The sequence below is a fragment of the Amycolatopsis sp. NPDC033938 genome, assembly GCF_055575975.1.
Map to the genome: position 1 here is coordinate 76,699 of NZ_JBVIRO010000024.1, position 12,211 is coordinate 88,909.

Annotated in this window: 5 protein-coding genes; 2 read left to right on the plus strand and 3 right to left on the minus strand. The window is 70.6% G+C overall.

Translation table 11 applies throughout. The annotated features are described in order from the left end of the window. Nucleotides 1-78: 78 nt before the first annotated feature. Nucleotides 79-1,485, minus strand: coding sequence for a type VII secretion protein EccB (gene eccB, locus ACZ5ZX_RS37415; protein ID WP_465506715.1), 1,407 nt, complete (start codon nt 1,483-1,485; stop codon nt 79-81). A 2-nt stretch (nt 1,486-1,487) separates the two neighbouring features. Beyond that, nucleotides 1,488-2,861 carry a type VII secretion integral membrane protein EccD gene (gene eccD / locus ACZ5ZX_RS37420; RefSeq protein ID WP_465506716.1) on the minus strand — a complete coding sequence of 458 codons (1,374 nt, stop codon included), beginning with the start codon at nt 2,859-2,861 and terminating at the stop codon, nt 1,488-1,490. A gap of 122 nt (nt 2,862-2,983) precedes the next feature. On the opposite strand from eccD, the gene eccCa reads away from it, so the two are divergent. Then, nucleotides 2,984-6,955: a type VII secretion protein EccCa gene (eccCa, locus tag ACZ5ZX_RS37425; RefSeq protein WP_465506717.1), complete on the plus strand. Its 3,972-nt coding sequence runs from the start codon at nt 2,984-2,986 to the stop codon at nt 6,953-6,955. A gap of 619 nt (nt 6,956-7,574) precedes the next feature. Here eccCa and ACZ5ZX_RS37430 read toward each other — a convergent pair. After that, nucleotides 7,575-8,693, minus strand: a complete 1,119-nt coding sequence (locus tag ACZ5ZX_RS37430; protein WP_465506718.1) for a S8 family serine peptidase — start codon at nt 8,691-8,693, stop codon at nt 7,575-7,577. 149 nt (nt 8,694-8,842) lie between these two features. Between ACZ5ZX_RS37430 and ACZ5ZX_RS37435 the strand changes: the two genes are divergently transcribed. Continuing rightward, nucleotides 8,843-12,136, plus strand: a complete 3,294-nt coding sequence (locus ACZ5ZX_RS37435) for a right-handed parallel beta-helix repeat-containing protein (protein WP_465506719.1) — start codon at nt 8,843-8,845, stop codon at nt 12,134-12,136. Nucleotides 12,137-12,211 lie beyond the last annotated feature (75 nt).

A 12,211-nucleotide genomic window follows, 5' to 3' on the forward strand; every position in this document is an offset into this window, starting at 1 on the left:
CACAACAAGGACACCAAGTCCGGCACCGGCAGACCATGCGGAACGACCGGCAGAAGTCGGCGGCGCGGATTCCTCCGGTCAGGAACCGCAGGCCGTCGCCGACGGCAGGACCGTCCCGCCGTCGGCCAAGGTCGCCGGATCCAGCGAAGGCCCGGTCGGCAGCAGGTTCAACAGCGTGGTGGGCAGGCCGTTCGACGCGGCCCCCTCGAAGCCGAGCGCTTTCGCGCCTTCGGCCGGGACCGGGTACTTCACCCCGGTGTCGGTCACCAGGAAGAGAGCGTCACCGGCCCGCCCCGACGCGGCCGAAGCCCGCACGAGGGCGCCCGCGCCGGGCCGCACCGCGATCCGGTCGACCCGGGAGCAGGGCTCCGCGATACCGGGCTGCCCCGACGGCACCTGTCCCGACGGGGTGAACTTCTCGGCCACCGCCACCTGGGTGCGCGGCGCGTCGCCGTCCGGAGTGACGAGGGCACACAGGCCCTGACCACTGTGGAGCGACGCGGCCTTGGGTGGGTTCACGGGCGGCGGCTGTTCGACCGAAGCCAGCCGCTCGCTGACCACCCGTCCCGGCAACGCGGCCACCGCGACGTCCCCGCCGCCGTAAGCGGCCCGGCGGACCTCCGGATCGGCGGCCAGCAACCGGGTGTCCAATTCGGACAGTGGGGTGAGACCGGCCTTCGTCAGCACATAACGCCGCGCGGGTTCCCCGGAGACGGTGTAGAGCCTGCCGATCCGCGATTCCGTCCCGCCGAGCGCCGGTCCGGCGTCGCCGAGCCCGTCGATGGCGGGCGGCGCGAAATCCGGTCCCGCTGGCAGCGCGTCCAGCAACGACGCCGGGACCTTGACCGGCTGGAGCACCCCGTCCACCGCGTCGAGCGCGCCGCGATCGGTCGCGACCCGATGCCGTTTCCCCTTCCACAGCAAGAACGTCGACCCGTCCGGGGTGACCGCGACGACCGCGGCTTCGTCGCCGAGGGGGTCCGCGGTCGCGCCGTCGACGCGCAGCGCGGTCGGCCCGGCCTGATCGCGGTCCACGGAGGTGCACACCTCCCACGGATCACCGGCGAGCACGGGCAGCGAGTCCGGCGCGCCGATGATCCCCAGCGGTTCACCGCGCGGGACGTCCTTCAGTGACGCTTCGGAGGCGTGCTTGACCGCGAGTTGCTTCCCGGCGACCAGTTTCGCCGAGGTGAAGTTCAGCACCGGCAACAGCTTCCCGCCCGCGTAGAGGAACCGTGCCCCCGACGAGTCGGCCACGACGAGCGCGCCCTCCACTCGCCACGACTTGTTACCGCCGGGTGAGACCAGCCCGAACACCAGCAGGCCGAGGCAGGCGAGAACGGCGATCAGCATGCCGATCACGCTGCCGCGGTAGGTCCGGTGCAACGGGCTCTCCGGTGCGTCGGGATCGACCCGCAGCAGCGCCGAAGTCAGTCGGCCGAGCATGAACCGGTGTGCCTGGACCTGATCGGTTTTGGCGTTCATCCTCAGCCCCCGAAACCGCGGACGAAGGCGAACACGCCGATCAGCCACAACGCGAGCGGCAGCAGCGATACCGCGGCGAGGGTCTCCGCGAGGTCCGCGAGCCTCCCCCACTGCGGCAGCATCCGGCGTCCTGGCAGGGTCCAGCGCGCCACCAGCACCAGCGCGGCCAGCGCGAACACCCCCGCCACCATCGGCAGCGGGGAGGCCGCGTCCAGCTGGGTGGCCAGCAGCAGGCGCAACACGCCGTACACACCGGGGACGATCACCGAGAGCCGCTGCCAGACGCTGCCCAGCGCCCGGCCGTGTACCAGCAGCAACATGCTGAGCAGGGCGGCGAACGTGACGGCCTGCCACGACCGGTCGCGGACCACGAATTCGAGCGTGACCAGGCAGGCGAACCCGATCGCGGTGAACAACGCGGTCACGAAGGCGTCCGCGATCAGGCCCTTGCCGACGACCTCGTCACCGGGATGCGGATCGAGTTCCTCCTGCAGTTCCCGTGCCGTGGTCGGCAGGCCCGGCAGCCGCAGCCCGGACAGCCGGAAGGCGATCCTCGGCACGAAGGCACCGAGCAGGACGGCGATCACCGCGATGATCGTCGCCGAGGCGGCCGCGGATCCGCCGCCGAGCATCAGCACCAGGCCACCGGTCGCGCACAGCAGCCCGAACGTCGCGACCGAGACGAACACCGGCGCGAATCCCGCCACCGCCGCCATCCCGAGCGCGGCGGCTCCCGCTCCCGCGACGCAGGCGGCCAGCAGCCGCGCGCCGGTCAGCACCGGGCCTTCGGGACCGTGCGGCACGAGCGAACCGGCCAGGCCGACGAACGGGACCGCCGCCAGCGCCAAGGCCAGTGCCGCGGGGTTGTCACCGAGCGCGCGGGCCGCCGTCGCGGCGCACACCAGCAGGAAGAACGCCGCCACCCCGGCGGACAGCAACGTCGGCCAGGCCGGGGGCGCGGTCACCAGCGACCAGAACGCGAGCGCCACCGCCGCCAGCACGCCGCCGAGCATCGTCCACCGGGTGGCCTGCGCGCTCCAGGAATCCGGCCGCGCACGGGCCTCGGTGGACAGGCCGTCGATGATGTCGTCGAAATGCACCGCCGGCAGTTGTTCCCGCCGCGGCCGCAGGTGCACGGTCTCACCGTCACGCAGTTCGAGAACGTCGACAGTGGACTCCTGGTCCAGTGGTGGATCGCCGAGCCGCTGGAGGATCCAGCCGTCGTGATCCACCCCGTCCTCCGCCAGCTCCCTGCCCGCGTGGGCGAGGATCGTCGGCATCAGGTCGATCAACGGGATGTCCACCGGGACGGCCAGTGCGAAACTGGTCGCCGGGGCACGGACACGGAGCTTGCACAGCCCTGAAGTGGTCGCCATGGCACACGCCTTCGATCGGGCGACCGACGCGCGGAATCGTGAGTGAACCGTCGCGTGGTCGGATTTCGTCACCTCTAGTGGAGCTGCCACCACAGCGCGTCCGAGAGGGAAGGAATCCGGGCTTGAGTGTAATCACATTCCGCAAGGGGCCGCGACGGCCAGGACCGGAAATGCCCGAGGGCGAGCTGAGTATCCAGGAACCGCCCACGCTGCCCGAAGTCCAGCGCAGCGCCGGCGCGGTGATGATGTACCTGCCGATGGCGCTGTCGTCGACGGCGACGGTGCTGCTGTTCGTCCGGCCGGGCGAGAACGGCGCGTTCAGCTACCTGGCCGCCGGGCTGATGACGGTGTCGTCGATGGCCATGCTGGTCGGCCAGCTCGGCCGCAGCGCGGGCGAACGCAAACAGAAACTCAACGACGCCAGGCGCGACTACCTGCGCTACCTGGCCCAATCGCGGCGCAAGGTCAGGGAGGTGGTGACCAGCCAGCGACAGGCGCTGGCCTGGCGGCATCCCGACCCGACCGCGCTGTGGTCGTTGCCCGGCACGACCCGCATGTGGGAACGGGACGCGCAGGACGACGACTTCGGCGAGATCCGCGTCGCGCGGGGACCGCAACGCCTCGCGTGGCGGCTGAACCCGTTGTCCACCAAGCCTGTCGACGACCTCGAACCACTGTCCGCGCACGCGTTGCGCCGGTTCATCCACGCCTACGGCACGGTGCCCGATCAACCGGTGGCGGTGTTCCTGCCGTCGTTCGCCCGGATCCTGGTGCAGGCCGCCGACGAGGAGGGCGAACGGATCCGCGCGCTCGCCCGGTCGATGATCGCGCATCTCGCGGTCTTCCACTCCCCCGCGGAACTGCGGATCGTCGTGCTCACCGCACCGGACCGCCGCGAGGCCTGGGAATGGGTGAAATGGCTGCCGCACAACCTGCATCCCAGCGAGACCGACGGGGCGGGGGAAGCGCGGCTGGTGGTGGAATCCATCGCGGAACTGGAGACCGCGATGGGGGACGAATTCGCCGTCCGGCCCGGCTTCGATCCGGACGCCCTGCCCGACCTCCACGAGCCCTGCGTGATGCTGTTCGTGGACGGGGTCACCCTGCCGGCCACCTCCCGGCTCGCCGGTGAGGGTTACCGCAACACCACCCTCGTCGACCTGTCCTCCGCACTGTCCATTCAGGACGATCCGCTGACGCTGCGGCTACGGCTGGAAGACCGGACGCTGAAGCTGATCACGGTCGACCAGCACAACAAGGAGGTCGCCGGCGATCTCGGCCGCCCGGACGGGATCGGCCTCAACACGGCGACGGCGCTGGCGATGCGGCTCGCGCCGTACCGGGTCGGCGCGCGGCGGAAATCGGCCGAACCGATGGCCGTGAACTTCGACCTGACGGCCATGCTGGGCATCAACGACATCCAGACCTACGACGTCGCCGCCGGCTGGGCGGCGAAACGGCCGGGCGGCAGGCTCCGCGTGCCGCTCGGTATCGGTCCGGGCGGACAGAAGGTCGACCTGGACATCAAGGAATCCGCCCAGGCGGGCATGGGCCCGCACGGCATGCTGATCGGGGCGACCGGTTCCGGTAAGTCGGAGCTGCTGCGCACCCTCGTGCTCGCGCTCGCGCTCACGCATTCGTCGGAGATCCTGAACTTCGTCCTGGTGGACTTCAAGGGTGGCGCGACGTTCCTCGGCCTCGACGCGCTGCCGCACACCTCGGCGGTGATCACGAACCTCGCCGACGAGGCCGCGCTGGTCGGCCGGATGCGGGAGGCGCTCAACGGGGAACTGGTGCGGCGCCAGGAACTTCTGCGCAAGGCGGGTAACTACAGTTCCGCGCTGGACTACGAACGGGCGCGGGCGAACGGAGCCCGGCTCGATCCACTGCCGACGCTGTTCCTGGTCGTGGACGAGTTCAGCGAGCTGCTGTCGGCGCATCGCGACTTCATGGACCTGTTCATCATGATCGGGCGGCTCGGCCGCTCGCTCGGCGTCCATCTGCTGCTCGCCTCCCAGCGGCTCGACGAAAGCCGGATCCACCAGCTGGAATCCCATCTGTCCTACCGGATCGGCCTGCGTACGTTCTCGGCGATGGAAAGCCGCGGCGTGCTCGGCGTGCCGGACGCCTATCAGCTGCCGTCGGATCCGGGGAACGGGTTCCTCAAGAGCGGCACCGCCGCGCTGGACCGGTTCAAGGCGGCCTACGTCTCCGGTCCGCACCGGGTGGTCCGCCGGAACGTCGAACAGGCGGTGGTGGCGCAGCAGATCGTGCCGTTCACCTCGAAGTTCGCCGCCCGCGCCGAACCGGTGCCCGAACCGGAGCCGGTGCTCGCCGAACCCGAGCCGGAAGGTTCGGTGCCGAGCCTGCTGGAACTGGCCGTCGACCGGCTCCGCGACGCCGGTCCGCCCGCCCACCAGGTCTGGCTGCCGCCGCTGGACGCGCCCAGTTCGCTCGGTGAACTGCTGCCGCCGCTGGTGGAAACCGCCGACGGCCTCACCGCGCCGGAATGGTCCGGTCGCGGCGCGCTGACCGTCCCGATCGGACTGATCGACCGGCCCTTCGAGCAGGCACGGGATCCGCTGCTCGTCGATCTGTCGGGCGCGGACGGGCATGTCGCGATCGTCGGCGGCCCGCAGAGCGGCAAGAGCACGGCCCTGCGGACCCTCATCACCGCGCTCGCGCTCACCCACACCCCGGCCGAGGTCCAGTTCTACTGCCTCGACTTCGGCGGCGGAACGCTGACCAGCCTGCGGAAACTCCCGCATGTCGGCGGCGTGACCGGCAGGCTCGACGTCGAACGCATCCAGCGCACCATCGGCGAGATCACCGCACTGCTCACCCGCCGGGAGCGGTTCTTCACCGACAACGACATCGACTCGATGGCCACCTACCGGCGGAAACGGGCGGCCGGGGACTTCGCCGACCAGCGGCACGGCGACGTCTTCCTGGTGGTGGACGGCTGGTCCACGATCCGGCAGGACTTCATGGAGCTGCTGCCGACGTTCGTCGAACTGGCCTCACGCGGCCTCAACTACGGCATCCACCTGATGATGGCGTCGAGCCGGTGGAGCGAGATCATCAGCGCCGTCCGCGACCTCGTCGGCACCCAGCTCGAACTCCGGCTCGGCGACCCGGTCGATTCGGTGATCAACATGCGCGCGGCGGCGACCGTGCCGAAAATCCCCGGTCGTGGCCTCACCGACAAGGAACTGCACTTCCTCACCGCGCTGCCGTCGATCGACGGGGTGGACCGCGACGTCGCCGAACACGTCGAGACCCTGGTGGACCGGATCGTCGCGGCCTGGCCCGGCCCGTCCGCTCCCCCGGTGCGGATGCTGCCGCCGGTACTGGACCGGGCCGAACTCCCCGGCCCGGACGCGGACCTGCGGCTCGCGCTCGGCCTCGACGACCAGCGTCTCGAGCCGCTGTGGCACGACTTCGAGGACAACCCGCACCTGCTGGTGGTCGGTGACGTGGAAGCCGGGAAGACGAACCTGCTGCGGCTGGTGATCGACGGCATCACCCAGCGGTACACGCCGCAAGAGGCCCGGATCATCACCGTCGACTACCGCCGCGGCCTGTACGACGCCGTGCCCAAGGAATACCAGCTGGGCTACGCGGTTTCCGCGGATTCGGTGCACGACATGATCGACGGTGTCGCGCGGGCGGTGCAGACCCGGCTGCCCGGCCCGGACATCACGCCTGCCCGCCTGCGGTTGCGCGACTGGTGGACCGGCCCGCAGGTGTTCGTCGTGATCGACGACTACGACATGGTGGCGTCGTCGTCGAATTCCCTTTTCCAGCAACTGTTCGACCCGCTGGCCCAGGGCAACGCGCTGGGCCTGCACCTGATCGTGGCCCGGGGCGCGAACGGGATCGGGCGCGGGGCGAACGATCCGCTGCTGCGGCGGCTCACCGAGGTCAACACCCCGATGATGCTGCTCTCGTGCCCGCTTTCGGAAGGCATCGTGTTCGGCGAGGTACGGCCGCGCGTCCTGGTCCCCGGGCGGGCGCAGTACGCCACGCGGCGCGGTACGACCATCGTGCAGACGGCCCTCTCGGCCCACGAGGCGGCGCTCGTCGCGAAGTGACCGGACCCGCCCTTCCGCCGCCGCCCCCCATCAGCGGCGGAAGGGCTTCCCGGCGGCTCGCCCGGCCGCCGCGGAGCCCCGGACCCGCTGTGTGGTCCGGGGCTCCGTCTTTTCAGGACGGGCCTCAATCCCTGCTGCCGCGCGCTCGGGCGTCCAGCGCTCGTGTCGCGAAAGCGACTCTCGGGACATTGAAGGTTGCGATCCCCACACCTCTTCCCTGCCAGGAGAGTGGAGACCGGGTTGGTGCCCGCCGGGCCTGGTGAGTTTCGTGGCCGGGTGTCCTGAAGGCTCCCTTTCGGACGTTGAACGTCTCGAAAGTTCCCTTCAGAACGGGGATCCGGGCCCCGGATCTTCCATTGATCAAGCTCGCGCCCGATCACGACCGCCCCGGCAACCCGCACAAGCTCCACACCAGTAGGTAGACAAATACGAGTTCCCCAAAGCCACATTGGGGACACCGAACGCGCCAGAGTTTGCGCACATTCGCCTTACCCCTCACCAGAAGCCTCAGGCCGGAAAGTCCGTGAAGGCCTCCTTCCCTACCTTGAGAGTAGGGAAGGAGGCCTTCACGGACACACCACCGGCACCGGCACCGGCACCATTGAAGTCCCAAGGACACTCACGATCCGGCGCGCCACCGCCGCCGCCGTCCCCGCGGCACCACCACGGCCGCCGCGCCCAGCGAGGCGACGGCGACCACGACGATCGCGACCACCGTCCAAGCCGCCTGCTTCGCGGGCGCCAGGTCGGGTCCGGGCGTCACCACCACCGGTTCGCGGCGCGCGGTGGCGGCGCCCGCCGTGGTCGAGACCGACGTCAGCGCCGCGAGCGGGTCGAGCACGGTGACCCCGGCCTGCGGGGCCGCGGTTTCCCGCAACCGCCGGGCGAGGTCGGCCGCGGTCGTCTCCGGCCGGTACGACCGGATCAGCGCCGCCGCGGCCGCCACGTGCGCGGCGGCGAACGCGGGACCCGCCCCGATCACGGCACCGCCGCCCGGCCCCTTGCCCACCACGAGATTTCCCGGTGCGGCAAGGGATCCGGGGGCGGCTTTGGCGGCCGGTTTCCCGTCCGGCCCGATGGCGGACACCGCGAGCACGCCCGGGAAAGCGGCCGGGTAGTACGGACCCGGTGGGACGTCGCGCGCTTTGGTCGCGTCCAAGCCCGCCGCCGCGACGATCAGCGCGCCCGCCGCGACGGCCCGGTCGACAGCTTGTTTCAGCGCCGGATCCGCTTCGGTGACCGCCGTGGCGACGCAGATGATCCGCGCGCCCGCCGCGACCGCGCCGTCGAGGGCGCCCGCGATACTCGCCGCGGTCGTCACACCGGACTTGTCCGTCCCGCGCACCGCGAGCACCCGCGCCCCGGGCGCGAGCCCGGAAACCCCGGCACCGTCCGACACGGGCGCGGCGATCAGGCTCGCGACGACGGTGCCGTGCCCGACACAGTCCGTTCCGGCGTCACCGACCTGCTGGATCGGCAGGACCGCTTTGTCGACCCCGGTGTCCACGACGGCGACGGTGACGCCTTCACCGGTCGACAACGCCCGAAGCCGGTCCGCGCCGAGATAAGGCAGCTGCCACGGCACCGAAGGGATCTTCTTGCCCGAGGAGGAAGTGCACGCCTGCCCGGCTTTCAGCGTCTGCGGGATCTGCGGGAGTTCGGTGTCCTGCGCGGCCGCGAGGCCGCCGTTCGCCAGCAGAAGGAGCGTCGCGCACGCCACGGTCAGGTGTCGCCTCATCGTTCCAGTCCAGCATGGGCCGCGCGGCGCGCCCAGGAAGAACGACCGGCAGGATCGCCGGGCCGATGAACCCAATGAGCCCTCCGCCGCGTTGTCCAGTGTGGAGCCCGACGGCAGGTTCCGATCGGAGAACGACGAGGGGAGCGCTCGTGTCACGGCACGTGCTCACGGTGGACCGCGACCAGGGCTATCGCACCATTTCGGCCGCGTTGCAGGACGCGCGCAACGGCACGGTGATCTCCGTGCTTCCCGGCCGCTACGACGAATCCCTGGTCGTGACCAAGGTGGTCACCATCGCGGCGAGCGACGCGCGCGGAACCGTGGAGGTCGTGGCACGCCAGGGCAGCGCGGTCCAGCTCGCCGCCGAAGCCGTCAAGCTCACCGGTCTGGTGCTGCGCGGGCAGCACGAGAACCTGCCCGCGGTCGACATCGCCCGCGGGCAGGCCGCGGTGGAGGACTGCGAGATCATCGGCGCGGCCTGGACGGCGGTACTGGCCCGGAATTCGGGTTCGCTGGCGATGCGGGGCTGCCGGGTGACCAACCCCGGCGGCGCGGGCATCGTGGTCACCTCGCCCGCCCCCAGCACGATCGAGGACTGCGTGATCGAACACGTGGAGACCTCGGCCGTCGTGATCGCCGAACGCGGCAACCCGATGGTGCGGGACTGCACCCTGAGGCACGCCAAAGGAAACGGTGTCTGCGCGAACGGGCAGGCGCAGGGCATCATCCAGCATTGCGACATCTCCTCGACCGGCAGGCCGGGGATCGCGCTCGAAGAGGACAGCGCGACGAAGGTGCTCGACACCACCGTCCGTGACACCGCGAGCGGCGTCTTCATCAGCACGCACTCCTCCCCCGTGCTCGAAGAGTGCCGTACCACCAACACCACCGGTGACGGGATCACCGTGGCCGACGGTGCCGACCCGGTGCTGCGCCGCTGCCGTACGGCGAAGACCGGCGGCGTGGGGATCCGGGTCACCGGACGCTCCCGCGGCACTTTCGAGGACTGCGAGATCTCCGACGCGACCGGCGCGGGAATCCACGTCGACGAGGCGAGCGGCCCGGCGTTCAGCCGGACGACGGTGCGCGGCGGCTCGGCGGAAGGGCTGGTGGTCGTCGACGGCGCGACGGCCGAATTCGACCGGCTGGAGATCCGGGACGTGGCGGGCCACGGTGTGCTGGTGCGGGCCGCCGCGAATCCGTTGTTGCGCCGGGCGGCGCTGAACGCCTGCCGGGGCAACGGTATCGAGGTCACCGGTAACGGCCGCGGCCGGATCGAAGACTGCGAAATACGCGATGCCGGGAAAGCCGGGCTCAGTGTCTCCGAAGGCGGAAGTCCTTACGTCAGCGCACTTCGGGTGCATCAGCCGAAACTCTCCGCCGTCCTCGTCGGCCCTGGCGGCGTCGGTTCCCTGCGGGACTGCGAAATCGCCGAAGCCGGGGAACACGGCGTGCTGGTACAGGACGGCGGAGAGCTGATGCTGTCCCGTTCCTCGGTGCGGCGTTCCCGCGGCCACGGCGTGCTCGTGGAAGCGGGCGCACGGGCGAAACTGACCGCCGACGAGGTCAGCGGGAACCGCCGCGACGGCGTCCGGATCGAGTCGGGCGAGACGGTGAGCGTGGTGGACTGCACGGTTTCCGACAACACCGGCGGCGGTCTCCGCACGACCGTGCCCGGCGCACGGTTGTCGGTGGAGAACCTGACCAGCGAGGCCAACGGCGCCCCGGACACCGACGGCACCGCGGCCACCGCCGAGATCGCGGCGGTCGCCGATCCCGGTCAAGCACCCCAGAACGCCGAAAGCGACAGCGGGCCGCTGGCCAGGCTGGAGGAGCTCGTCGGCCTCAGCGGCGTCAAGCATCAGGTGAAGACACTGGTGAACCTGAACAAAATGGCGCGGCGGCGGGAACAGGCGGGCATGGTCGCGCCGCCGACCAGCAGGCATCTGATCTTCGCCGGCCCTCCCGGCACCGGCAAGACCACCGTCGCCCGGCTCTACGGCAGCATCCTCGCCGAACTCGGCGTGCTGCGCGAAGGTCATCTGGTCGAGGTCGCCAGGGCCGATCTGGTCGCGCAGATCGTCGGCGGCACCGCGATCAAGACCACCGAGACGTTCACCAAGGCCCTCGGCGGCGTGCTGTTCATCGACGAGGCGTACACCCTAAGCGCGCAGAGCAAGGGCAGCGGAGCGGACTTCGGCCGCGAGGCCATCGACACCCTGGTCAAGCTGATGGAAGACCACCGCGACGAACTCGTGGTGGTGGCGGCGGGCTACTCGCAGGAGATGTCCTCGTTCCTGCAGTCCAACCCCGGGCTGGCGTCGCGGTTCACCCGGACCATCGACTTCGAGAACTACAGCACCGACGAACTGGTCACCATCGTCGAGAAGATGTGCACCGCCCACCAGTACCAGGTGCCAGAGGACACCCGGACCGCGCTGGCCGTCCACTTCGGACAGATGGAACGCGGCACGGACTTCGGCAACGGCCGCACGGCCCGCAAGGTGTTCGAGGAAATGGTGGACCGGCAGGCTTTCCGCCTCGCGAGCGATCCGGACGCCGACGACCAGAGCCTCTCGCTCCTGCTGGCCGCCGACGTCCCCGGGGACGCGGGAAAGGCAGTTCAGGGCGGCGACGACGACGAACTGACGGTCCTGCGGACGAAGCTCGACTCGATGATCGGCCTCACCGGGGTGAAAGACGCGATCAACGACCTGGTGAACCTGATCTCCACCGCACGGGCCCGTCGCCAAGCCGGGCTGCCCGTCCCCGCGATCAGCAACCATCTCGTCTTCGCCGGCGCGCCCGGTACCGGCAAGACCACGGTGGCCCGGCTCTACGGCGCACTGCTCGCCGCGCTCGGCGTACTGCGCAAGGGACACCTGGTCGAGGTCGCGCGGGCCGATCTGGTCGGCCGCTACGTCGGGCACACCGCGCATCTGACCAGGGAGGCCTTCGACTCCGCCCGCGGCGGCGTGCTGTTCATCGACGAGGCGTACGCGCTGACCCCGGAAGGCGCCACGGGCGGCGACTTCGGCCAGGAAGCCGTCGACACCCTGGTGAAACTGATGGAGGACCACCGTGACGACACCGTCGTGATCGTCGCCGGGTACTCCGCCCAGATGCGCTCGTTCCTCGCCTCCAACGCCGGTCTCGCCTCGCGGTTTTCCCGGCACATCGAGTTCGAGAACTACTCCACCGACGACCTGGTCACGATCGTGCACCGGATGGCCTCGTCGAACGGCTACGAATGCGCCCCGGAGACGGTCATCGCGCTGCGCCGTCACTTCGCGGGCGTCGAACGCGACGAGACCTTCGGCAACGCCCGCTACGCGCGGCAGGTGCTGGAGACCATGATGACCCGCCAAGCGGGCAGGCTCAGCACGAGCGGCGCGCCCACCATCGCGGACCTGCGCCTGCTGTCACCCGCCGACCTCCCCTGAGCTCCCCTCACGACGAGCCGTGACGTTCCGCCGCCGGACGTTCACCCGCGCCATGGCAGGATTGCCCCGGCACGG

Excerpts from the sequence above, each read along its gene's own strand:
- ACZ5ZX_RS37430 (WP_465506718.1), bottom strand. The coding sequence starts at position 8,693 with ATGAGGCGACACCTGACCGTGGCGTGCGCGACGCTCCTTCTGCTGGCG.
- eccD (WP_465506716.1), bottom strand. The coding sequence starts at position 2,861 with ATGGCGACCACTTCAGGGCTGTGCAAGCTCCGTGTCCGTGCCCCGGCG.
- eccB (WP_465506715.1), bottom strand. The coding sequence starts at position 1,485 with ATGAACGCCAAAACCGATCAGGTCCAGGCACACCGGTTCATGCTCGGC.